At 63.1% G+C, this 22,552-nt stretch carries 19 protein-coding genes; 6 read left to right on the top strand and 13 right to left on the bottom strand.

The window, feature by feature from the left end; genetic code table 11:
* The first annotated feature begins 344 nt into the window (after window positions 1-344).
* A complete protein-coding gene (locus AC09SL_RS13795) occupies window positions 345-1,202 on the top strand; it encodes a GNAT family N-acetyltransferase (RefSeq protein ID WP_058544739.1) in 858 nt (285 codons plus the stop codon).
* A gap of 42 nt (window positions 1,203-1,244) precedes the next feature.
* The gene (locus AC09SL_RS13800) at window positions 1,245-1,952 is read left to right on the top strand and encodes a cupin domain-containing protein (RefSeq protein WP_058544738.1); all 708 of its coding nucleotides are present in this window, start codon (window positions 1,245-1,247) and stop codon (window positions 1,950-1,952) included.
* A gap of 283 nt (window positions 1,953-2,235) precedes the next feature.
* Here the strand turns inward: AC09SL_RS13800 and AC09SL_RS13805 are convergent, their stop codons facing one another.
* The 13 genes from AC09SL_RS13805 to AC09SL_RS13865 form a co-directional block, all read right to left on the bottom strand.
* On the bottom strand, window positions 2,236-3,315 hold the full coding sequence (locus AC09SL_RS13805) for a tartrate dehydrogenase (protein WP_058544737.1): 1,080 nt from the start codon (window positions 3,313-3,315) through the stop codon (window positions 2,236-2,238).
* A 40-nt stretch (window positions 3,316-3,355) separates the two neighbouring features.
* Window positions 3,356-4,813: an NAD-dependent succinate-semialdehyde dehydrogenase gene (locus AC09SL_RS13810; RefSeq protein ID WP_058544736.1), complete on the bottom strand. Its 1,458-nt coding sequence runs from the start codon at window positions 4,811-4,813 to the stop codon at window positions 3,356-3,358.
* Between the two features lie 487 nt (window positions 4,814-5,300).
* Complete coding sequence (gene argE / locus AC09SL_RS13815) at window positions 5,301-6,458, bottom strand: acetylornithine deacetylase (protein ID WP_058544735.1); 1,158 nt, start codon at window positions 6,456-6,458, stop codon at window positions 5,301-5,303.
* Entirely contained in the window at window positions 6,455-7,609 is a 1,155-nt protein-coding gene (locus tag AC09SL_RS13820) for an NAD(P)/FAD-dependent oxidoreductase (RefSeq protein WP_058544734.1), read from the bottom strand. The genes argE and AC09SL_RS13820 overlap by 4 nt, the downstream gene beginning before the upstream one ends.
* Window positions 7,606-8,997 (bottom strand): FAD/NAD(P)-dependent oxidoreductase, encoded by a 1,392-nt coding sequence (locus AC09SL_RS13825; RefSeq protein ID WP_058544733.1) that lies wholly within the window; start codon window positions 8,995-8,997, stop codon window positions 7,606-7,608. The genes AC09SL_RS13820 and AC09SL_RS13825 overlap by 4 nt, the downstream gene beginning before the upstream one ends.
* Window positions 8,979-9,287, bottom strand: coding sequence for a (2Fe-2S)-binding protein (locus AC09SL_RS13830; RefSeq protein WP_058544732.1), 309 nt, complete (start codon window positions 9,285-9,287; stop codon window positions 8,979-8,981). The genes AC09SL_RS13825 and AC09SL_RS13830 overlap by 19 nt, the downstream gene beginning before the upstream one ends.
* Window positions 9,284-11,128, bottom strand: a complete 1,845-nt coding sequence (locus tag AC09SL_RS13835) for an ABC transporter ATP-binding protein (protein WP_058544731.1) — start codon at window positions 11,126-11,128, stop codon at window positions 9,284-9,286. The genes AC09SL_RS13830 and AC09SL_RS13835 overlap by 4 nt, the downstream gene beginning before the upstream one ends.
* A 1-nt stretch (window position 11,129) precedes the next feature.
* Entirely contained in the window at window positions 11,130-12,005 is an 876-nt protein-coding gene (locus AC09SL_RS13840) for an ABC transporter permease (protein ID WP_058544730.1), read from the bottom strand.
* Window positions 12,002-12,958, bottom strand: coding sequence for an ABC transporter permease (locus tag AC09SL_RS13845; protein ID WP_058544729.1), 957 nt, complete (start codon window positions 12,956-12,958; stop codon window positions 12,002-12,004). Before AC09SL_RS13845 ends, AC09SL_RS13840 begins: the two co-directional genes overlap by 4 nt.
* Before the next feature lie 43 nt (window positions 12,959-13,001).
* Complete coding sequence (locus AC09SL_RS13850; RefSeq protein WP_058544728.1) at window positions 13,002-14,645, bottom strand: ABC transporter substrate-binding protein; 1,644 nt, start codon at window positions 14,643-14,645, stop codon at window positions 13,002-13,004.
* A gap of 85 nt (window positions 14,646-14,730) precedes the next feature.
* Entirely contained in the window at window positions 14,731-16,005 is a 1,275-nt protein-coding gene (locus AC09SL_RS13855) for an NAD(P)/FAD-dependent oxidoreductase (RefSeq protein ID WP_058544727.1), read from the bottom strand.
* Between the two features lie 36 nt (window positions 16,006-16,041).
* Window positions 16,042-16,710, bottom strand: a complete 669-nt coding sequence (locus AC09SL_RS13860) for a haloacid dehalogenase type II (protein ID WP_018601252.1) — start codon at window positions 16,708-16,710, stop codon at window positions 16,042-16,044.
* Between the two features lie 452 nt (window positions 16,711-17,162).
* Window positions 17,163-18,047, bottom strand: a complete 885-nt coding sequence (locus AC09SL_RS13865; protein ID WP_058544726.1) for a LysR family transcriptional regulator — start codon at window positions 18,045-18,047, stop codon at window positions 17,163-17,165.
* 95 nt (window positions 18,048-18,142) lie between these two features.
* On the opposite strand from AC09SL_RS13865, the gene AC09SL_RS13870 reads away from it, so the two are divergent.
* The 4 genes from AC09SL_RS13870 (at window position 18,143) to AC09SL_RS13885 (ending at window position 22,498) form a co-directional block, all read left to right on the top strand.
* Window positions 18,143-19,279 carry a DSD1 family PLP-dependent enzyme gene (locus AC09SL_RS13870; protein ID WP_058544725.1) on the top strand — a complete coding sequence of 379 codons (1,137 nt, stop codon included), beginning with the start codon at window positions 18,143-18,145 and terminating at the stop codon, window positions 19,277-19,279.
* A complete protein-coding gene (locus AC09SL_RS13875) occupies window positions 19,269-19,667 on the top strand; it encodes a RidA family protein (RefSeq protein ID WP_064106930.1) in 399 nt (132 codons plus the stop codon). Before AC09SL_RS13870 ends, AC09SL_RS13875 begins: the two co-directional genes overlap by 11 nt.
* A complete protein-coding gene (locus AC09SL_RS13880) occupies window positions 19,664-20,845 on the top strand; it encodes an NAD(P)/FAD-dependent oxidoreductase (protein ID WP_064106931.1) in 1,182 nt (393 codons plus the stop codon). Before AC09SL_RS13875 ends, AC09SL_RS13880 begins: the two co-directional genes overlap by 4 nt.
* A gap of 204 nt (window positions 20,846-21,049) precedes the next feature.
* Entirely contained in the window at window positions 21,050-22,498 is a 1,449-nt protein-coding gene (locus AC09SL_RS13885; RefSeq protein ID WP_058546811.1) for an aldehyde dehydrogenase family protein, read from the top strand.
* The last annotated feature ends 54 nt before the right edge of the window (window positions 22,499-22,552 follow it).

The raw sequence follows: 22,552 nt of genomic DNA on the forward strand, positions 1-22,552 counted from the left end.
AGGAGCAGGCGAAGGCTCGGCCCCGTTCGGACGATCCTTTGATCTTTTGATCTTTCGCTTGGGACTCAATTGCCAGGGAAAAGATCGCAGCCTCGTTGCACTCGGCAGCTCCTACACGGCGCCTGCAGGCAGCTCCATCTTTGCGCTGAACCATGAAATCCGACCCGGTATTTACTGCTGGCCAAGCCTATGATTTGAGCAAGAAATGTGGCCGACAGAGCCGTTGCTTATGGAAGCTACCGAATCGATTTACCGCACTTGCCAGGCCCGGAGGCAGGTGAGATACAAAGACTTTCAGCGCACACATCCATCCGATTTCGTTCCTAATTTTATGGTGATCAGCCATGTCCACTTCGCAACGCCCTACCTACATCTATCGCGCCATGACCGCCACCGACGTGCCTGCGGCCCATGCCTTGTCCGTGCAGTTGAAATGGCCCCATCGCCTGGAAGACTGGGCGATGTTGCAACGCGTCGCCCAGGGGTTTGTCGTGCAAGACCAGGGCCGTTTGATTGGAACGGCGTTCACCTGCGCCCAGGGGGACTACGCCACCATCGGCCTGGTGATTGTCGACGATGAGTATCAGGGCCAGGGGATCGGTCGCAAGCTGATGGAACTGGCGATCGAAGCGTGCGGCTCGCGGACCGCCATCCTCAATGCGACCCTGGCCGGTGCCCCGCTGTATGCGAGCCAGGGGTTCGTTGATTTTGGGCATATTCAGCAGCATCAAGGGCAAGCGCTGGTACCGGCCCCACTGGAACTGGCCGCCGGCGAACGCTGCCGCGAGCTGAGCGAAGCCGATCACGCCGAGCTGATCGAACTGGCCAATGCCGGGAGCGGGCTGGAGCGGAGCGCCGTGCTCAATGATCTGTTCGAGGTCGTTGAACATTCAGTGGGTATCGAGCGCGACGGTCACTTGTGCGCCTTCGCCCTGCTGCGCCCGTTCGGTCGTGGTCGCTGCATTGGCCCGGTCATCGCCCAGAACCTGGAACAGGCCCAGCACTTGATCGCCGTGCTGCTGGCTCAAGTGCCGGACGCATTCGTTCGCATCGACATCCCTTCAAACAGCGGCCTGGCCCCTTGGCTGGAAGAGGCCGGGCTCAAGCAGGTCGACACCGTCGCCCAAATGGCACGGGGCACGCCCCCGCAGGCGACCGGTTCGGTTCGGCAATTTGCGCCGGTGACCCAGGCCATTGGCTGAAAACCCACACGCCCCTCAACGCTTCCCTGGAGAATCACCCTCATGCTCGAACCCACCGCAGTGCTGTTGGCACACGCCGATGGCAGCCTTGCCTCAACCCCGTTCACCCCGGGATCGCTGGGCGCCAACGATCCGTTCGACCGACTCATCGCCTATGCCGGCGCCGATGGCATGGCTGCCGGCGTGGTCCGGACGAGCGGACTGTTCAGCGTCGATGAATACCCCTTCAGTGAGACGCTCGTGGTGCATGCCGGCGCAATAACGCTGCGCAGCCAGGGGCAGACGCTGCAGCTCAAACCGGGTGAAAGTGCGGTGATCGGTCGGGGGACGTCGCTGGAGGTCGAGGCGCAACCCGGCTCGCTCTGGGCCTTCTGTGCCGACACCCAGCGCATCGAAGCAAACCTTCCCGGGCTGACGGCGCTCCCCGCCCACACCCTGCTTTCGCCTTCCGCAGCACCCGATGACGCGATCCTGCTCAGCCCGCCGCCGCAATGTCGTTCGCACAACCTGTTCGTCGAGCAAGCGAGCAACCTGCGCATCGGTATCTGGGACTCGACGCCCTACACCCGTAAGTCACGACCGCACAAACTGCATGAACTGATGCACCTGCTCGAAGGCAGCGTCACCTTGCAGGCAGCCGATGGCAGCGACTTGACGGTCAACACCGGCGATACCGTATTCGTCCCGCTGAATGCACCGTGCGCCTGGAAAAGCAGCGTTTATGTGCGCAAGGTGTACGTCGTTAAATAGTTCGGCGTACGGCAGCACTGGCGCTATCGCGAGCAAGCTTTGCTCCCACAGGGGGGTTGTCGGTGGATGTGAAATCTGCGGTAAACCGAGAACCCAATGTGGGAGCAAAGCTTGCTCGCGATGGCGGCGGCACATCCAACATCACCACTAGCTGACCCACCGCTTTCGCGAGCAAGCTTTGCTCCCACAGGGGATTTGTGGTGGGTGTGGAGTTTGTGGGTCATCAGGAATAAAAAAGCCCGCAGTGTGAGCGGGCAAAAGGTGTCGCAGGTCAGGTCAAGCCTCAGAGCATCGCGGCGATGGCCCGGCCAACGTCCTGGGTCGAGCCTTGTCCACCCAGGTCGGGGGTGATGGGGCCTTCGGCGATCACCTGTTCGATGGCCTTGAGAATCCCATCATGGGCCGCACGGTAGCGCTCATCGCCGTTACCCAGGAAATCGAGCATCAAGGCGCCGGACCAGATCATCGCGATCGGGTTGGCGATGTTCTGCCCATAAATATCGGGCGCCGAGCCATGCACCGGTTCGAACAGCGATGGGTAGCGGCGCTCCGGATCGAGGTTGGCCGACGGTGCGATGCCGATGGTGCCGGCGCAGGCCGGGCCCAGGTCGGAGAGGATGTCGCCGAACAGGTTCGACGCCACCACCACATCAAACCGGTCGGGCTGCAATACAAAGCGGGCGCAGAGGATGTCGATGTGCTGCTTGTCCCACTTCACGTCCGGGTACTGCTCGGCCATCAATGCCGTGCGCTCGTCCCAATACGGCATGCTGATGGAGATGCCGTTGGACTTGGTTGCCGCCGTCAGGCGTTTGCGCGGTCGGGTCTGGGCCAGGTCGAAGGCGAACTTCAGGATTCGGTCGACACCTCGGCGGGTGAACACCGACTCCTGCAGCACGAACTCATGCTCGGTGCCTTCGAACATCTTGCCGCCCACCGACGAATACTCGCCCTCGGTGTTCTCGCGGATCACCACGAAGTCGATGTCCCCCGCCTTGCGCCCGGCCAACGGACACGGTACCCCCGGGAACAGCCGCACCGGGCGGATGTTCACGTACTGGTCGAAGTCGCGACGGAACTTGAGCAACGAGCCCCACAGGGAAACATGATCCGGCACCTTGTCCGGCCAACCCACGGCGCCGAAGTAGATCGCGTCGAAGCCCTTGAGTTGTTCAAACCAGTCGGCGGGCATCATCTCCCCGTGCTCCAGGTAGTAATCGCAATGGGCCCAATCGAGCACTTCGATCTCCAGCGACAACTGCCACTTTTTCGCGGCCTGCTCCAACACTCTCAGCCCTTCAGGCAGGACTTCCTTGCCGATGCCATCGCCGGCAATGGCAGCGATTCGAAATGGTTTGCTCATCAATCGTGGCTCCCTGGTGTCTGTTCAAATGACGGTCGCATCACAGCCCACCGATGTGGAAGGCTTTGACTTCAAGGTATTCGTCCAGGCCGTACTTGCTGCCTTCGCGCCCCAGGCCCGACTGCTTGATGCCGCCGAAGGGTGCGACTTCCATGGAAATGATTCCGGTGTTAAGACCGACCATGCCGAACTCCAGCGCCTCGCCGAAACGCCATGAACGGCGCAGGTCCTGGGTGAAGTAATAAGCGCCCAGGCCATACGGCGTGGCATTGGCCAGGGCCAGGGCCTGCTCTTCAGTAGTAAAGCGCATCAGCGGCGCCACCGGGCCAAAGGTTTCTTCATTGGCCAGCAACATCCCGGCGTGGGCCTCGCCCAGTACCGTTGGCTGGACGAATTGGCTGTCGCCCTCGGGAACACCGCCACAAAGCAGGCGCGCGCCCTGGCTCAACGCATCGTCGATGTGCCGGGCGACTTTGTTCACCGCCGCGAGGTTGATCAGCGGGCCGATCATCACGTCAGCCTCCAGCCCATTGCCAACCTTGAGTTTGCCCACCTCTTGCACCAGGCGCGCGGCGAAGCGCTCGTAGATGCCGTCCTGCACCAGGATGCGGTTGGCGCAGACGCAGGTCTGGCCAGCGTTGCGAAACTTGCTGAGCATGATGCCGGCCACTGCCTGCTCCAGGTCCGCATCGTCAAACACGATGAACGGCGCGTTGCCGCCCAGTTCCAGGCTCAAGCGCTTGATGTGCTCGGCGCTCTGGCGCATCAGCAAGCGCCCGACCGCCGTAGAACCGGTAAAGGAAATCTTGCGCACCGTCGGGTTGCCGGTCAGTTCTTCGCCGATACCGGCGGGCATACCCGTCACGACATTGAACACCCCGGCCGGAATCCCGACCCGCTCGGCCAGCACCGCCAGGGCCAGGGCTGACAAGGGGGTCAGGTCCGAGGGTTTGACAATGACCGGGCAGCCCGCCGCCAAGGCCGGGGCGCACTTGCGAGTGATCATTGCATTAGGGAAATTCCATGGGGTGATGGCTGCGCAGACACCCACCGGTTGCTTGAGCGTGAGCAGGCGTCGGTCGCCGCTGGGCGCCGGGATGGTTTCGCCATAGACCCGCCGGGCCTCTTCGGCAAACCATTTGGCGAAACCGGCCCCGTAGCGGATTTCGCCCTTGGCTTCGTTCAACGGTTTGCCCTGTTCACGAGTCATGATCAGCGCGAGGTCGTCGAGGTTGTCCATCATGGCTTGATACCAGCGCTCCAACAGCGCTGCCCTTTCGGCCGCCGGACGCGCGCGCCACGCCGGCCAGGCCCGCTCGGCGGCCTCGATGGCGCGCCGGGTTTCCACGCCTTGCATGGCCGGTACACGGGCGAGTACCTGGCCGGTGGCCGGGTCAATGACGTCAAGGGTGGCGGCGTTATCGGCGCCGATCCACTGACCGTCGACGTAAGCAAGTTCTGCCAACAGGCTGGGGTCTTTCAATTGATTCTTGAGCATGGTCGCGTCCTGTTCCGAGGTGATTCCAGTCTAAGGAGATGCCACGGGGCAGGATGCTGAAAGCGGGGTTTGGGCAGTGTTGGATGCTGAAGTTTCGAGGTGGGACGGCAGGCTCTACCGAGGCCCCTGGCTAAACACCGAAGACTGAAGACTGAGCACTGAGCACTGAGCACTGAACACTGAACACTGAACACTGAGCACTGAGCACTGAGCACTGAGCACTGAAGACTGAGCACTGAACACTGAAGACTGAGCACTGAGCACTGTGGGAGCAAAGCTTGCTCGCGATGGCGGTGGATCAGGCGACATCAATCAAGACCGTGTCATCGTTCATCGCGAGCAAGCTGTGCTCCTACAGGTGTGCTCCTATAGGTGTACTCCCACAGGTATGCTCCTACAGCTTTGCTCCTACAGCTTTGCTCCTACAGCTTTGCTCCCACAAGTGTGCTCCTGCAGGTGTGCTCCCACATTTTTTTCTGTGCAGGGCTTAGATTTTCAGGGAGCCGAGCAACCCTTCCAGAAACCGCTCCCCCGCCTCCATCTGGCTGATCTCGATGAACTCATCAGGCTTGTGCGCCTGTTCGATGGAGCCCGGGCCGCAGACCACCACGGGTACGTCCAGGCGCTGTTTGAACAGGCCGCCCTCGGTGCCGAAGGAGACCTTGGCGGTGCCGGTGTCCGGGGTGACGAAGTTTTTCAGGAAGCGCACCGCTTCGACGCTCGGATGGGTATCGAGGCCCGGATAGACGTTGAGGGTTTCGATCTCGATGTCCGCGACGCTGGAGAGTTTTTTCGCCTCGCGCACGATCACCTCGGCGCGTTCGCGCAGTTGCTCCAGGAACAGGTCCAGATCGTCATCCGGCAAATTGCGCACTTCGAAATCCAGGGTGCACAGGTTCGGCACAATGTTCAGGGCCTTGCCGCCAACAATCTGCCCGACATGCACAGTGCTGTAGGGCACGTCGTAGTCTGGGTCCTGAGCGCCCTGCTCTTGCAACTGCTGCTGGCTCTGGCGCAACGCCGCGATGAAATCGCAGGCCACGTGAATCGCATTGACCGAGCGCGGTGCCAGCGATGAGTGCGCCTCCAGGCCGCGACAGTAGGTGCGATAGGAACCCTTGCCCTTGTGGCCGAGCACGAACTGCATGTTGGTCGGCTCGCCGATCACGCACAAAAACGGCCGCACCGGCGCCAGGTGCAGCACGTCGAGCAAGCGCCGCACGCCCACGCAACCAATTTCTTCGTCGTGGGAAAGTGCCAGTTGCAATGGCCGGTTCAGCGAATGGTCGGCGGCATCGAGCATGGCGTCGATGGCCAGCGCGATGAAACCTTTCATGTCACAACTGCCACGTCCGTAGACCCGCCCGTCGCGCACGGTCGCCTGGAACGCCGGGACGGTCCAGGCCTGCCCCGCCGCCGGCACTACGTCGGTGTGGCCGGACAGCAGGACTCCAGGCAAGTCACTTGGGCCGGTGCTGGCGAACAGGTTGGCCTTCTTGCCACTCTCATCCTTGACGATCAACGACTCGATGCCCTTGCCCAGCAACAGCTCGCGCACGTACTCGATCAGGGCCAGGTTCGATTCTGAAGAGACCGTTTCAAACGCCAGCAAGCGTTCGAAAATGGCTAACACGCGGGGTTTCATGAGGCCTTGCTCCGTTGCTCGGCGGAAAGGGCGAACCGGCGGATGGAGAACGGCTCGATGAAGGTTCGAGTACTGCCCGTGCTGATCAGTTCAGCCATGACATCGCCAACGCCCGGACCGAGCTGGAAGCCATGGCCGCTGAAGCCGAACGCATAGTACAAGCCATCGACGTTGCCACTGGGCCCCATCACCGGCAGGGAATCGGACAGGTAACCTTCGATGCCGCTCCACACGCGGATGATGTTGAGATTGCCGACCCCCGGCAGCAGCCGACGCATCTGGTCCAATTGATTGAGAATGCTGCGCGGCTCGACATAAGCCCGGCGGTTGAGCATGTCCGGCTTGCTGCGATAGCCGCCGCCGATGATGATATTGCCCCGGGGAATCTGGCGGAAATAGATCACTTCTTCAGGAATCTTGGTGTACACGCCGATCACCGTCGGCAAGGCGTAAGGCACCGGTTCGGTGACGGCCATTTGCGGGCCGTTGGTTTCCAGCGGCACCGGCTCGCCGAATTGCGCCGAGAGCTTCTGGCCCCAGGCGCCCGCGGTAATCAACAGTTGGGCGGCGCTGAACTGGCGGCCATCGGTGGTGCTGATGCTGAACCCGTCACCGACCTTCTGCACCTGGGCCACCTCGGTGCGTTCCTCGATGCGAGCACCGAGCCGCCGTGCCGCCCGGGCAAAGGCCGGGGCTGCCAGACGCGGGTTGGCGTGACCGTCGTGCGGCGCATAGGAGCCGCCCTTGACGTCCTTGCCGAGAAACGGAAAACGCGCGTGCAGTTCGCTGCCGCGATAGATCTTCAAGTCCAGTTGCGCCGCTTCGGGGGCGGCCGCATAAGCCTCGAGCTCAGGGATTTCATCCTCGCGATAACACACGCGCATGTGCCCGCTGGCGATGAACTCCAGGTCGTCGTCGATCAGCTCCGGCAGGCGTTTCCACAGCGCCCAGGAGCGGTTCGCCAGTTCCAGTTGGCCGAGAAAACGCCCCTGGCGCCGCACGTTGCCGAAGTTCACGCCGCTGGCGTACTGGCCGATCTGGTCACGCTCCAGCAGGATCACCGACTGCCCCCGTTGGCGCAGGAAAAACGCCGCCGCCGAGCCCATCAGGCCGCCGCCGACAATCACCACATCGGCTTTATTGACCGTCATGGCGTCACCTCCCGTGTGAGCATTGAAAGTGGTTTGACGGGGGCCTGGCCGCGCTGGCGCCCCACCTCTTGCACCTGGACACCCGCTGCTGCAGCAATCACTTCGGCCCCAGCCTGGGAGCAATAACGCCCCTGGCAGCGGCCCATGCCGACCCGACTGAACGCCTTGGCCCGGTTGACTTCACAGGCGCCCTTTTCGCTGACGGTGCGGCGCAGTTCGCCGGCGCTGATCATCTCGCAGCGGCAGACGATGGCTTCGTCCGGCAAGGCCTTGGCTTGTGCCGCTGGCCAGGGAAACGCCTGGGCCAGGCCGAGGCGAAACGCGTCCATCACCTTGAGCGCCTGGCGCTGCTCGGCGACCCTCGCGGCGTCCACCGGCTGCTGCAAATCGCCGAGCAACGCCAAGGCGACCAGGCGCCCGGCATGCTCGGCAGCGTCAGCGCCACGGATCTTCGAACCATCCCCGGCGGCGTAGACACCGCTGACCGAGGTCCGTCCCTCTTCATCCGTGTCCAGCAGCCATTGGCTGGAGGCCTCGTCAAAACGCAGGCGACAACCCGCGAGGTCAGCCAGTTGGGTTTCCGGGCGCAAGTGATAACCCAGCGCCACCGCGTCGCACGCCACCGTCAAGGTTTCCCCACTGGCGGTACGCACCCGCACACCGCTGACGCCGGAGGTCGCCTCGCCCAGAATTTGCAGCGGCGAAATCCCCAGGTGCACAGCAACTTTCGCCCGATACAACTGCGCCAACAGTTTCATGCCGGTGAACAGCAAACCCGGGCGCGCCATGAGTTTGGGCAAGGCTTTGATGCGCTGGCCCAGCGGCGATGTATCGAGCACCGCCGCGACGTTGGCGCCGGCCTTGAGGTATTGGCTGGCGACCAGATACAGCAACGGCCCGCTGCCCATGAACACCACGCGATGGCCGATGGAAACCGCCTGGGCCTTCAAGGCGATCTGTGCCCCACCGAGGCTGTAGGTGCCGCCCAGTTGCCAGCCCTCGATGGGCATCAGGCGGTCGGTGGCGCCGGTGCAGAGGATCAGCGCATCGTAATCCACCGTCGTGTGCTGGCCCTGGCTGACGCAGCACAATTGCCCGGGTGTCAGGTTCCACACCAGGGTATCCGGGCGGTAGTCGATCTGCGGGCGCAAGCGGTCGAAGCTTTCGTGCAGGTCACGAGCCTTGTCCGCCTCGGTGCCGTACAGCGTGGCGTAGCTGCGGGTGAACCCTTCGGGCTGGCGCCGGTAGATCTGCCCGCCATCGCGACGGTTTTCGTCGAGTAGGATCGGCTTGAAGCCCGCCTCGACCAGGGTCTGGGCACAACGGATGCCGGCCGGCCCGGCGCCGACAATGACGACTCGATGGGTGTTCAGCCGCGCAGTGGCCATATCGCCTCCGGTTGTTGAGTGATGATGTCCAGCCCTTCGCGTACTTCATTGGAGCAGGCCCGCAGGCGCTCGCCGCTGCGGGTCCAGACCCAGCAATCCTGGCAGGCGCCCATCAGGCAGAAACCGGCCCGGCTGCCCGGATCGAATTCCGACTGGCGCAACGCCGGGCCGTTGGTCAGCAAGGCGACCATCAGCGTGTCGCCCTGCAACGCCTCGACCGGGACGCCATCGACTTTCAATTTGACGACGGGCCGGCCCTGTTCGGCCAACCTCACGAAACGCGCGTTCATGCGTAGGCTCCCACGATCATGCTGTTTGAATCCTGTTGGTGCTTGAGCAGCTCGGCACTGTCGTGATGACAGAGCACCTCGCTGCCGCCGTCGATGATCTGCCGGGGCGGCGCGGTTTGGTTGCACAGGCCGTCGACCCGCACCGGGCAGCGATTGAGGAAGGTGCACAGCTGCGCCCCCTCGGCGCGCGCACCCAACGGCGGCAGCGTGCCGCAGGTGGTGGCGCCACAACTTTCCAGCCAACCCTGGCGCATCTCCGGTACGGAATGGATCAGCAGGTCGGTGTAGGGATGGAACGGCGCCTGGGCGAACGATTGCCGGCTGCCCTCTTGAATCTTGTGGCCGCTGTACATCACCACGATGTCGTCGCACAGCGCCCGCACCGTGGAGATGTCGTGGCTGATGAACAGGTAGGACACCCCCAATTGCTGGCGCAGGTCGCGCAGCAGTTCGAGGATCGCCGCGCCGACCACGGTATCGAGGGCCGAGGTCACTTCATCGCACAGGATCAGGTCCGGCTTGGCCGCCAGTGCCCGGGCCAGGTTGACCCGCTGCTTTTGCCCGCCGGAGAGTTCGCTCGGGCGGCGCTCGGCCATGTCCCGTGGCAGACGCACCAGGTCGAGCAACTCGCCGATACGCTCACGCAGCGCCGCGCCCTTGAGGCCGAAATACATCTTCAACGGTCGGCTCAGGATGGTGCTGACGCTGTGCATCGGGTTGAGCGCGGTGTCGGCGTTCTGGAACACCATCTGGACGCGGCGGAACTGTTCGTCCGTGCGTTCGGACAGGCTGCCGCCCAATGGCTGACCGTCAAACGTCAGCCCGCCCAGGGCCGGGGTCAACAGCCCGGCCACCACTCGCGCCAGGGTCGATTTGCCCGAGCCTGACTCACCGATCACACCGATGGCCTGGCCCCTGCGCACGGTCAGGTCGATGTCTTCGAGCACCCGGATCGCCGGCATGCCGTGCTGGTTCTTGTTGCCGTAGCCGGCGGTCAGGCCCTTGATGGTCAGCAGCGGCGTGTCTTCGGCCACGCCACACGGCGGGCGAATGGTGGTGTCCGGCCGTGCCGCCGCCAGCAGGCTGCGGGTGTAGGCATGAGCCGGGCCCTTGAGCAGCGGCGCGGTAGCGCTCTGCTCGAAGATCTGCCCACCGTTGAGCACCACGATCTGGTCGGCCATCTGCGCCACGACGGCCAGGTCGTGGGACACGTAGACCGCCGTCGCGCCACGCTCGCGCACCACCCGCTTGAAGGCGCGCAGCACGTCGATCTGGGTGGTCACATCGAGGGCCGTGGTCGGCTCATCGAGCACCACCAGCAGCGGATCGCTGATCAGCGCCATGGCCGCCATCACCCGCTGCAGTTGCCCGCCGGATACCTGGTGGGGATAGCGCTGGCCGATGCATTCGGGGTTGGGCAGCGCCAGGTCGCGGAACAGTTCGATGGCCTTGGCTTCGAGCACGGCCCGGCTGCCCAAGCCATGGATCAACGCGCCTTCCACCACTTGGTCGATAAGTTGCTTGGCCGGGTTGAACGCCGCGGCGGCGCTTTGGGCGATGTACGACACCCGGTTGCCGCGCAGGCCTTGCAGTTCGCGCTCACTCAAGGCGAGCATGTCGTGCTCGCCAATCTGCACCACGCCGCCGGCCAGGCGACAACCGCACCGGGCATAACCGAGCAGCGCCAGGGCGATGGTGGTCTTGCCCGAACCGGACTCGCCGATCAGCGCCAGCACTTCACCTTTCTCCAGGGAGAAACTCACGCCCTTGACGATCTCCACCTCGCTGCGCTCGCCACAGGCGACCACCCGCAGGTTCTCGACTCGGATCAATTGGCTCATATCAATGGCCTCCCGTACGTCGGTTGCGCCGCGAAGACAAGCGGTCGATAAACAGATTGACGCCGATGGTCAGGGTGCCGATGGCCAGCGCCGGAATCACGATGGCCGGCGCGCCCTGGTTGAGGCCGCCGATGTTTTCCCGCACCAGCGAACCCAGGTCGGCATCCGGCGGTTGCACGCCCAGGCCGAGGAAGCTCATGCCGCTGAGCAGCAGGACGATGAAGCCAAAACGCAGGCCCAGGTCGGTCAGCACCGGGTTGAGCATGTTGGGCAGGATTTCCACACAGGCGATGTACAGCCGGCGCTCGCCACGGGTGCGGGCCACTTGCACGTACTCCAGGGCCTCGATGTTCACCGCCATGCTGCGGGCGATACGAAACGCCCCCGGCATGAAGCTGAGCACCGCCGTGCAGATCAGCAGGGTCACCGACGAGCCGAACGCCGAAACCATGATCAGCGCCAGCATCTTGCTCGGGATCGAAATGAAGGCGTCCATCAGGCGGCTGATCAGCTCATCCAGCCACTTCGGCGAAACCACCGACAGCAGCGCGCAACTGGTGCCCAGCCCACTGGCCAGCACCGCCGCCACCAACGCCAGGCCCACCGTGAAACGCGCGCCCACGAGAATGCGGCTGAGCATGTCACGGCCCAGATAATCGGTGCCCATCGGATACGTGGCGCTGAGGTTGTCAAAGACATTGTCGGAGACCACTTCCCCCACCGGGTGCGGCGCCAGCCATGGCCCGAAGATAGCCACCAGCAACCAGATCACACACATCGCGGCGCCGATCAGGCCGAGCCAGGGCGTTTTGCGCGACACCTTGCCCAAGGCCAGTTCGGGTGCCGCAGGCGGGGATTTCACAATGAGATTGTTCATTGGTTTCTCAGCCTCGGATTGGACAGGATCGCGCACAGGTCAGCCACCAGCACCAAGGTCAGGTACGCCGTGCAAAACAGCATGGTGCAGGCCTGGACCAACGCCATGTCGCGGTTGGTCACGGCATCGACCATCAGGCTGGCGATACCGGGATAGTTGAAAATCGTCTCGACGATCACCACCCCACCCAGCAGGTAGGACAGGCTCAGGGCGATGGCATTGGCGATCGGCCCGATGGCATTGGGCAAGGCATGGCGCAGCACCACCCGCACCGGGCTCACGCCCTTGAGGCGGGCCATTTCCACGTAGGGGCTGTCGAGCTGATCGATCACCGCCGCCCGGGTCATGCGCGCCATTTGCGCGACGATAACGCAGCACAGGGTCATCACCGGCAAGGCATAGGTGCGCATGAATTGCAGCGGCGAAGTGATCTCGCTGGAATAGGACAGCGCCGAAAGCCAGCCCAGGTTCACCGCAAAGATCAGCACAGCCAGGGTGGCGACCAGGAACTCCGGCACCGCCACCATCGTCAGGGTGAAGAAACTCAGCAAGCCGTCGATGCGCCCCCCTCGCCCCATCGCCGAACCGATGCCCAGGACCAACGCCACGGGCACCGACACCAGCGCCGTGGCCGCCGCCAGCATCAGGGTGTTGGGGACCCGGCCAGCCATCAACTCGGTGACCGGCGTGGCGTTGGAGATCGACACGCCCATGTCGCCGCTGAGCAGGCTCATCAACCAGTGCAGGTAGCGCAACACACCCGGTTGGTCCAGGCCCATCTTCACCCGCAGGGCCGCCACTTGCTCAGGCGTGGCGAACTGTCCCAGGGACTGTTGCGCCGCGTCTCCCGGCAACACCGCCGTAATGGCGAACACCACCATCGATACGATCAACAGGGTCACGACCGCTGCGCCCAGGCGCCGGCCGATCAACCATAGTGTGTTGCTATTCATCGCCCTACCCCTTGTGCCATGTCACGCCGCAAGACAACACGCATCAAGCCTCAAGCCAGACTTGCTCGGCGAACATATAGCCCATGAAACCGCCCAGCGGGTTGGTGCCATAACCTTTGACGCGCTGGTCGACGCCATCGATGTTGCTGATGAATACCGGAATGCCGATGCCGCAGTGGTCATGCACCAAGGTCTGCATGTCCGCGTACATCTTGCCGCGCTTGGCTTCATCGGTTTCACCGCGAGCCTGCACCAGCAACTGGTCGAACTGCGGGTTTTTCCAGCCGGATTCGTTCCACGGCGCGGTGGACTGGAAGAATTGCGAAAACAGCATGTCAGCGTTGGGCCGCGGGTTGATGTTGCCGAAGCTCAGCGGGTGCTTGGCCCAGTGGTTGGACCAGTAGCCGTCGCTCGGCAGCCGATTGACGTTGAGCTTGAGCCCAGCCTCCTTGGCCGATTGCTGCAACAGCACGGCAACGTCGACCGAACCGGTGGCGGCCGGCGAGCACATCACCGGCATGCTAATGCTTTCCATGCCGGCCTTCTTCAGCAGGAAACGGGCCTTTTCCGGATCGTAGGTCCGTTGCGGCAGATCGGCATTGTAGAAACGCGCGCCGGGGGCAATCGGGTGGTCGTTGCCGACCCTGGCGAAGCCACGGAAGATCGCCGACTTGACCTGCTCGCGGTCCAGCAGCAGTTTCATCGCCTCGGTGAACTCCGGGCTCTGGCCGGGCATCTGGTCCTGGCGAATGATCAGGTCGGTGTAGTTACCCGACGGCGAATCCACCACGCGATGGGTGGTGCTGTCCTTGATGCGCGTGGTCGAGCGCGGGTTGACCTCGTTGATGATCTGCACGTCGCCCGACAGCAATGCATTGACCCGTGAAGGCTCGTCGGCAATGCCGATGAATTCGATCTCGTCCAGGTACGGCAGGCCAGGCTTCCAGTAGTTGGTGTTGCGCGCACCGATGGAACGCACCCCAGGCTTGAATTCCTTGACCTTGAACGGACCGGTGCCGATGCCCTGGTTGAAGTCGCTGGTGCCCTCCGGGACGATCAACAGGTGGGAAATGGCAAGGATCGATGGCAGCTCGGCATTCGGGCCGCTCAGGCGTATCTGCACTTCATGGGTGCCGGTGGCCTTGACCTCGGCAAACTGCTCGGCCAGCGGCAAGACCTTGGAACCGGTGATCGGGTCCTTGTGGCGCATCAGGGAAAACACCACGTCGGCGGCGGTGAGGCCCTTGCCATTGTGGAAGGTCACTTCCTTGCGCAGGGTAATCACCCAAAGCGTGGCGTCGGTGGTGTCGATGCGTTCGGCCAGTTCCAGTTGCGGCACCATGTGGCTGTCGAAACGCGTCAGGCCGTTGTAGAACATGTAATGGCGCACGTAGTCCGTGGACGATGAGCCTTTGGCCGGGTCCAGGGTATCGGCGGTGGAACTGGAGATACCGGCGACCCGGATACGCCCGCCGGGCTTGCCTTTGCCGGGCTTTGCCTGCTCATCGGCAAACAGCTTGCCGGCGGCGCCGAACAGGCTGCCGGCACCCGCCGCGGCCACACCGGCCACCCCGAGCATTTGCAAGGCATGCCGGCGCGACATGCCGCGGTTGAGCCCTTCGAAAACACGCAGACTTTCTGTACCGGTGATCAACTGGTCTTTGATGCCGTTTTTAGTGTCACTCATGTCAGTTCTACCTTTCGGAAAATGATAGGGCTCGATTACGTGCGTTAACGCAACGTGGTTGAAACGCCAAACAACGCGGTGAAACTCAGTGCAGGTAGTCCTGCAGGCGGTAATACGCGCCGACCAGCGGCAAAAACCAAGGCTTGCCGAAGTGCCCGGGGATGGCCGGCCAGTCCAGTTCGCGCCAAGGGTTGGCCTCGACCTTGCCGGCCATGACCTCGGCCATGACCTGCCCCATGTGTACCGACATCTGCACACCGTGGCCGCTGTAGCCCATGGAGTGATAAACCCCGCCATGCTGGCCGGCCCGGGGCAGGCGATCGGAGGTCATGTCCACCAGGCCGCCCCAGCAATAGTCGATCCGGGTGTTCGCCAACTGCGGGAACATCTGCACCATGGCCGCTTGCAACACCTTGCCGCTCTTGGCATCGGACACGCTGTCGGACATGGCAAACCGCGCGCGGCCGCCAAACAGCAAACGGTTGTCCGGGGTCAGGCGAAAGTAGTTACCGATCATCCGGCTGGTGACATAGGAGCGCCGGGCCGGCAGCAAGCTGTCGATCAGCGCCTGGGGCAGGACCTCGGTGGCGACCACGAAACTGCCCACCGGGACGATCCGCCGCCGATACCAGCCCAGGCCGCCCTGCTGACAGGTGCCGGTCGCCAGCAGGATCTGCGCGGCCTGCAGCGTCCCCTTGCTGGTGTTGACTCGATACCCGCCGGCACTGGCCTTCCAGTCCTGCACCGCCACGCCCTGGAAGATCAACGCACCGTGACGGGCGGCCGCTTCGGCCAGGCCGACGCCGAAACGCCCGACATGCATCTGCACGCCATTGCGCTGCAACAGGCCACCGTGAAACTGCGCCGAATTGACTTCCGCCCGCGTCTCCTGGGCCGACAGCAGCTCGACCTCGGCATCGACTTGCTTGCGGATCAATTCACAGGTGCGCGCCAACCCTTCGTAGTGCATCGGCTTGGCGGCCAGCTTGAGCTTGCCGTTGCGCTTGAGGTCGCAAGCGATCTGCTCTTGCTCCACCAGCGTCACGACGCTCTGCACGGCGCTTTCATAGGCTTGGTAATACGCCCGAGCCTTGTCGGCGCCGAGGCTGGCGGTGAGTGCCGCGTAATCCTGGGCCACGCCGGTACTGCAATGCCCGCCGTTGCGCCCTGACGCCTCGCCAATCACCCTGCCCGCTTCCAGCACCGCCACGCTGGCCCCCTTCAAGGCCAGGGCCCGCGCCGCCGCCAAACCGGTGAAGCCGCCACCGACGATGGCGACATCCACCTGCCCGGGCAACCCGCCGAGCTGAGCACCGGTGAACGCCGGTGCGGTGTCGAGCCAATAGGACTCACTGCCCATGTCTAACCCCTTTCGCCTTCAAGCGTGCGTCGAGACTCAGAGCCCGACCAGCGCGGGCAACCCGCCGATGTCCGAGATCTGGTGGTAACCAAAGGCAGCGTTGGCCGGATGTTCATGACCGCGGGCGACGAAGGCTTTGTGCTTGATCTTCATGTCGTGGGCCGACATCAGGTCGTAGCGGAAGCTCGACGACACATGCAGGACGTCTTCCGGTCCGCAGCCAAGGTTATCGAGCATGAATTCGAAGGCGGCCAGGCGCGGCTTGTAGGCCTGGGCCTGCTGGGCCGTGAAGACTTTATGGAACGGTGCGCCGAGCTTGTCGACGTTGGACATGATCTGCTCGTCCATCGCGTTGGAAAAAATCACCAGGGGGATCTTGTCGGCGATTTTCGACAGGCCCGCCGGTACATCGGCGTGTGGACCCCAGGTTGGCACGGCGTCGTAATAGAGCTGGCCTTCGCCGCGATATTCAACGCCCCAACGCTTGCAGACCCGCATCAGGGAGGTCTTGATGATTTCATCATAGGGCCGCCAGTCACCCATCACCTGGTCCAGGCGATAAGCGGAGAAATCCTTGACGAACTGGTCCATCTGCCCGGCATCGACACGGTCGGCGAACAGCTCGCGGGTCATGGTGCCCATCTGGAAATTGGTCAACGTGCCGTAGCAGTCGAAGGTGATGTACTTGGGTCGAAGAAAGCTCATGAGTGCGGTCCTGGATTGTTGTTGAAGGCTCGACGAGGCGAACGATGGCGCCTTTCGTGAGGCATCGGTGCAACGCTGCATCACGTTTTTATTACAACACCATGAGACCGTGGATAAATCGTTAAAAATACCGGCCGCTTGGTACAAACCACCGTTTTGCGGGGCTCGCTCAGCAGACTTTGCGGGATGCTCCAGGCGTGGGCGTCGTGCCCGTGTTTCTGTGGGTTTGAGAGCCGTTATGGTGCGAAAACCGGGGGTATGGCGGGACGGTAGCGGCAGAATCTACGCCTCGGGCCAGCCCTTGATAACCGGGTTGAATGTACCGCCGCCATCGCGAGCAAGCTCGCTTCCACAGGGAATTTGTGGCGGTCAGTGAGTTCCAGGCCAGCATAAATCCTTGTGGGAGCGAGCTTGCTCGCGATGGCGGTGGCTCGGTAGGAACAGTGTCCTATTCAGACCTTCAGTTCAGCCTCCAGGAAGCTCACCAACGCCTGCACCCGCGCGCTGCGCAGTTTGCGCGAAGGCACCAGCAGGTTGATGGGGGCGCTGTCGAATTGCCAATCGGCGAGCACCCGTACCAGGCGGCCGTCGGCGATGGCTTTGCTGACGTCCCATTGCGAACGCAGCACCAGCCCCAGGCCTTGTTCGGCCCAGTGTCGGGCCACGCTGCCGTCGTTGCTCAACAAGGCAGGCTTGATCCGCAGGGTCTTGCGCCCGTGCACATTGCGCAGGTGCCACAGGGTGACATCTTCATCGTTTTCACGAATACAGATGCAGCGATGCTCGGCGAGCTGCTCCGGCGCGAGCGGTGTGCCGTTCTGTGCCAGGTAAGCGGGACTCGCGCACAGCCAACGGTCATTGTGCGTGAGGAGCCGGGCGACCCACTGGCTGTCGCTCAGGTGACCGATGTGAATCACCGCATCGCTGTCATGACGGTCAGGCCAGGGCGTTTCACGCAGGTCCAGATGCAGGCATAGCTGCGGATGCAACCTGGCAAACCGGGCCAGCAGCGGCGCGAGGCGTTGGCGTCCATAGCCGAACGGTGCCGCCAGCCTGAGGGTACCGGCCAGTTGATCGTCTTGCTGCTTGAACGATTCGGGCAGCGCCTCCAGCTGTTCCAGCAACAGCGCACTCTGGCGCGAGAAACGCTCGCCGTCAGCGGTCAGGCTCAGCCGCCGGGCGTCGCGATTGGCCAGGGTCAGGCCCAGGCGCGTCTCCAGTTTGCGCAGGCGCATGGACAGCGCCGGTGGCGAGACATTAAGGGCCCGTGCCGCGGCGCTCAACGATTCGCAGCGTGCCAGCGTCACGGCCATGCGCAGGTCTTCGAGGCTGATCATTCAGTTCAACTTAATGATTGATGACAGCGCATTGAACCACGGCTTTACGATGACTGAGTAGAGTCGAGCCTGTCTTTCACCCACGAGCCTCGTTCATGCCAGTCTCAATTGCCTCCCTCGATACCCCGGTCGCGCTCATCGATGTGCCGCGAATGCAGCGCAATATCCAGCGCATGCAACAACGCATGGACGCCTTGGGGGTGCGTTTGCGCCCGCACATCAAGACCAGCAAATGCCTGCCGGTGGTTCAGGCGCAGCTGGCAGCAGGCGCCAGCGCCATCACCGTGTCGACCCTCAAGGAAGCCGAGCATTGCTTCGCCGAAGGCATCCGCGACATCTTTTATGCCGTGTCCATGGCGCCCGGAAAACTGGCCCAGGCCCTGACGCTGCGACGCAAAGGCTGCCAATTGAGCCTCTTGACCGACAGTCTGGCGACGACGCAGGCCATCGTCGATTTCGGCCGGCAGCACGACGAACGTTTCGAGGTCTGGATCGAGATCGATTGCGATGGCCATCGGTCCGGTGTGCGCGTTGAAGACGATGCACTGGTCGACATCGCGCGGCGACTCAGCGAAGGCGGCATGCAGTTGTGCGGCGTGATGACCCATGCCGGGTCCAGCTACGAGCTCGACACGCCCCGAGCGCTGCAAGCCCTGGCCGAACAAGAACGCCACCTCTGCGTCAGCGCCGCCCAACGCATCCGCGCAGCCGGGCTGACCTGCCCCGAGGTCAGCATCGGCTCCACACCCACGGCACTTTCGGTGCAAAGCCTGGAAGGCGTCACTGAAGTGCGCGCCGGCGTCTATGTGTTCTTCGATCTGGTGATGCACAACATCGGCGTTTGCCAGGCGGACGAGCTGGCCTTGAGCGTACTGACCACGGTGATCGGTCACCAGCCGGACAAAGGCTGGATCATCACCGATGCCGGCTGGATGGCGATGAGTCGTGATCGGGGTACGCAGCGCCAGCAACGGGACTTCGGTTACGGACAGGTGTGCAGCGAAGCCGGCGACTGGATCGAGGGCGCACTGCTCACCAGCGCCAACCAGGAGCACGGCATCGTCACCCTTTCCAGTCCCGGTGCCGTCGATATCACCGAGCGTTTTCCCATCGGCAGTCGCCTGCGCATCCTGCCCAACCACGCCTGCGCCACCGGTGCGCAATTCCCTGATTACCGCGCCTGCGATGCCTCGGGCGCGGTGCACACCTGGAGTCGTCTGCATGGCTGGTGAAATCGAGTTGATCCAGACCACCCAGGCGTCCGCCCCCGGCGGACATTACGCCCAGGCGGTCTTGCACCAGGGCATCTTGTACGTGTCCGGGCAACTGCCGGTACGCGCCGATGGCAGCCACAGCGTCGACCAACCGTTCGAAGTGCAAGCCGCCATCGCCCTGGACAACCTGATGGCGATTCTCGGCGCGGCAGGCCGCAGTCCCAGCGACCTGCTGAAAGTGACGGTCTATGTCGCCGGTATCGAACACTGGCCAGCTTTCGACCGGATCTACGCCCACTATCTCGGCGAACATCGGCCTGCGCGCGCGGTGGTGCCCGTCCCGGCGCTGCACCATGGGTACCTGATCGAAATCGAAGCGCTGGCAGGAAGTGAGAGAACATCATGAAGCCACAAAAAAGCGACGTCTTGATTATCGGCGGCGGCATCATGGGGTCGGCGTCGGCGTTTTTCCTGCGCCAGCGTGGGCACTCGGTGACCCTGCTGGAACGCGACCTGATCGGCCAATACGCCAGTGGCGTGAATTTCGGCAACGTGCGACGCCAAGGGCGATTCCTCGGCCAACTGGAACTGTCCAATCGCTCGTACGGATTGTGGAAACGGCTTCCCGAGTTGATCGGCGATGACCTGGAATTCATCCCCAGCGGCCACATGCGCGTCTGTTATCGCGAGGACGAAATCGCCGAGCTTGAAGCCTACGCCGCCGCACCCGAGGCGCGGGAGCTGGACTTGCAGATCATCACCGGCAAGGCGTTGCACGCGCGTTTCCCGTTCCTCGGTGCAGAAGTCAAGGGCGGCTCGTACGCCCCTCACGACGGCCACGCCAACCCGCGCCTGGCCGCCCCGGCATTTGCTCGCGCGGCGACACGGGCCGGGGCCAGCATCCGCGAGCGAACAGAAGTCGCTGCGGTACAAAAGGTGAATGACCAATTCCACGTGACCACCACCGACGGCCAACTATTCATCGCCGAGCAACTGCTGATCACGGCGGGCGCGTGGGGGGCGAAGCTGTCCGAGCAATTCGACGAAGCGGTGCCGTTGGAAGCCAATGGCCCGCAGATGTCGGTCACCGAGCCGGTGCCCTATGCCTTGCCGACCGTAATCGGCGTGTTCACCAAGATAAAGGAAGAGGTGATTTATTTCCGACAGATCCCTCGAGGCAACCTCATCATCGGCGGCGGCAACCGCTGCAAACCGGACATGATCAACCGCCGCGCCTATTTCAAGCCCGAAAGCCTGCTCAACCAGATGCAGCAGATGAGCCGCCTGCTGCCCGGGGTGGCGAACCTCAACATCATCCGAGTGTGGAGCGGCATCGAAAGCTATACGCCAGACTCGCTGCCGATCATGGGCCCAAGCGGCAAGGTCAAGGGGTTGTTCTATGCCTTTGGTTTCTGCGGGCATGGCTTCCAGCTCGGCCCGGGCGTCGGCGACGTCATGGCCGAGCTGATCAGCACCGGCAGCACCGGCACCCTGATCAGCCCTTTTGATATTCGCAGGTTTACCGAGCCGACCGCCCTGACCATGCCTCAGATGAGCACGCCTGGCACCGGCAGACTCATTTGACACAAACGCCTGGACGCTCTTTTTGCCCCGGACAGATGCTGCCATTTTTTTCGCCAAGTTAACCCGGCAGATACAGCAGATTCTTCTTTGCCAGGCTTGAGAACGGCATATCCCATCCGGGCCGCTTTGTTAGTTTATCGAGAAGAAAACGGCCTCAGGATCTGTTGCCGGCAACGCTATCACCGCTCTATGGGAGCCCGTTGGATGACCACCCCATTTTCGAACACCCCGCCCACGTCCCAGCAGTTCTATATCAATGGTGACTGGCAGTCTGCGGCATACCCGGCCACGCTGGCGGTGATCAACCCCGCTACCGAGCAAGTCATTGCCGAGGTCGCCCGCGGCTCAGGCGAGGACGTTGACCGCGCCGTAGCGGCGGCTCGCGCAGCATTTCCCGGCTGGTCTTCGACTCCGGTGGATACCCGCGTGGCGATCCTGGGAAAGATCCATGCGTTGATCCTTGAACGCAAAGAAGCACTGGCCCAGGCGCTCTCGCTGGAAATGGGCGCGGCCATCGGCTTCGCACGGGCCATGCAAGTGCCGCTGGCCGCCGAACATGTTCGGGTGGCCCGCGATGTGCTGTCCACTTACAGCTTCCAGAAGATCGAGCATGGCACGGCCATTCAACGCGAACCCATTGGCGTCTGCGGCCTCATCACGCCGTGGAACTGGCCGCTGTATCAAATCACCGCCAAAGTCGCCCCGGCGATTGCCGCCGGTTGCACGGTGGTGTTGAAACCCAGCGAACTGTCGCCCCTGAGCGCCCTTCTCTTCGCACAATTGGTGCATGACGCAGGCCTGCCTGCTGGCGTCTTCAACCTGGTGAACGGCAGCGGTGCCGAGGTCGGCGCGGCCATGGCGGCGCATCTCGACATCGACCTGATCTCCATCACCGGCTCGAACCGCGCCGGCGCACTGGTGGCCCAGGCCGCCGCCCCGACGGTCAAGCGCGTGACGCAAGAATTGGGCGGCAAGTCGCCGAACGTGCTGTTGCCCGACGCCGACTTCGCCAAGGCCGTGCCGCCGGGCGTGATGTCGGCATTTCGCAACGTCGGCCAATCGTGCAGCGCACCGACCCGAATGATCGTGCCAAGGAACCGCCTGGCGGAAGTCGAGGCGTTGGCCGCCGCCACCGCCAACGCGATCGTCGTCGGCGATCCACGATCGGAAGAAACCGTACTCGGTCCCATCGCCAACGAGGCCCAGTTCAATCGCGTGCAAGCCATGATCGAAGTCGGCTTGCATGAGGGTGCCAAGCTTGTCTGCGGTGGCCCAGGACGCCCGGCGGGTCTCGAACAAGGCTTCTACACCCGCCCGACGATTTTCTCGCAGGTCGACAGCGCCATGCGCATCGCCCAGGAAGAAATCTTCGGCCCGGTGCTGTGCATCATTGCCTATGACACGGTGGATGAAGCCGTCGCCATCGCCAACGACACCGTCTATGGGCTGGGCGCGCATGTCCAGGGGCAGGACCTTGATCTTGCCCGCGCCGTCGCGTCGCGTATCCGCGCAGGGCAAGTGCTGTTGAACTACCCGGCGTGGAACCCGATGGCACCCTTCGGTGGCTACAAGCGTTCGGGCAATGGCCGTGAGTATGGGGTTCACGGGTTTGAGGAGTATCTGGAGATCAAGGCGATTGTCGGGTTTGAGTGAGACAAAACCGATGTCATCAAATGACACGAAACCCACCAGGGTCATCCTTGGAAT

The sequence above is a fragment of the Pseudomonas sp. PF05 genome, assembly GCF_056521845.1.

What these genes read in the sequence shown, in the direction of transcription:
- AC09SL_RS13795 (WP_058544739.1), top strand. Translation starts at nt 345, where the DNA reads ATGTCCACTTCGCAACGCCCTACCTACATCTATCGCGCCATGACCGCC.
- AC09SL_RS13800 (WP_058544738.1), top strand. Translation starts at nt 1,245, where the DNA reads ATGCTCGAACCCACCGCAGTGCTGTTGGCACACGCCGATGGCAGCCTT.
- AC09SL_RS13805 (WP_058544737.1), bottom strand. Translation starts at nt 3,315, where the DNA reads ATGAGCAAACCATTTCGAATCGCTGCCATTGCCGGCGATGGCATCGGC.
- AC09SL_RS13810 (WP_058544736.1), bottom strand. Translation starts at nt 4,813, where the DNA reads ATGCTCAAGAATCAATTGAAAGACCCCAGCCTGTTGGCAGAACTTGCT.
- argE (WP_058544735.1), bottom strand. Translation starts at nt 6,458, where the DNA reads ATGAAACCCCGCGTGTTAGCCATTTTCGAACGCTTGCTGGCGTTTGAA.
- AC09SL_RS13820 (WP_058544734.1), bottom strand. Translation starts at nt 7,609, where the DNA reads ATGACGGTCAATAAAGCCGATGTGGTGATTGTCGGCGGCGGCCTGATG.
- AC09SL_RS13825 (WP_058544733.1), bottom strand. Translation starts at nt 8,997, where the DNA reads ATGGCCACTGCGCGGCTGAACACCCATCGAGTCGTCATTGTCGGCGCC.
- AC09SL_RS13830 (WP_058544732.1), bottom strand. Translation starts at nt 9,287, where the DNA reads ATGAACGCGCGTTTCGTGAGGTTGGCCGAACAGGGCCGGCCCGTCGTC.
- AC09SL_RS13835 (WP_058544731.1), bottom strand. Translation starts at nt 11,128, where the DNA reads ATGAGCCAATTGATCCGAGTCGAGAACCTGCGGGTGGTCGCCTGTGGC.
- AC09SL_RS13840 (WP_058544730.1), bottom strand. Translation starts at nt 12,005, where the DNA reads ATGAACAATCTCATTGTGAAATCCCCGCCTGCGGCACCCGAACTGGCC.
- AC09SL_RS13845 (WP_058544729.1), bottom strand. Translation starts at nt 12,958, where the DNA reads ATGAATAGCAACACACTATGGTTGATCGGCCGGCGCCTGGGCGCAGCG.
- AC09SL_RS13850 (WP_058544728.1), bottom strand. Translation starts at nt 14,645, where the DNA reads ATGAGTGACACTAAAAACGGCATCAAAGACCAGTTGATCACCGGTACA.
- AC09SL_RS13855 (WP_058544727.1), bottom strand. Translation starts at nt 16,005, where the DNA reads ATGGGCAGTGAGTCCTATTGGCTCGACACCGCACCGGCGTTCACCGGT.
- AC09SL_RS13860 (WP_018601252.1), bottom strand. Translation starts at nt 16,710, where the DNA reads ATGAGCTTTCTTCGACCCAAGTACATCACCTTCGACTGCTACGGCACG.
- AC09SL_RS13865 (WP_058544726.1), bottom strand. Translation starts at nt 18,047, where the DNA reads ATGATCAGCCTCGAAGACCTGCGCATGGCCGTGACGCTGGCACGCTGC.
- AC09SL_RS13870 (WP_058544725.1), top strand. Translation starts at nt 18,143, where the DNA reads ATGCCAGTCTCAATTGCCTCCCTCGATACCCCGGTCGCGCTCATCGAT.
- AC09SL_RS13875 (WP_064106930.1), top strand. Translation starts at nt 19,269, where the DNA reads ATGGCTGGTGAAATCGAGTTGATCCAGACCACCCAGGCGTCCGCCCCC.
- AC09SL_RS13880 (WP_064106931.1), top strand. Translation starts at nt 19,664, where the DNA reads ATGAAGCCACAAAAAAGCGACGTCTTGATTATCGGCGGCGGCATCATG.
- AC09SL_RS13885 (WP_058546811.1), top strand. Translation starts at nt 21,050, where the DNA reads ATGACCACCCCATTTTCGAACACCCCGCCCACGTCCCAGCAGTTCTAT.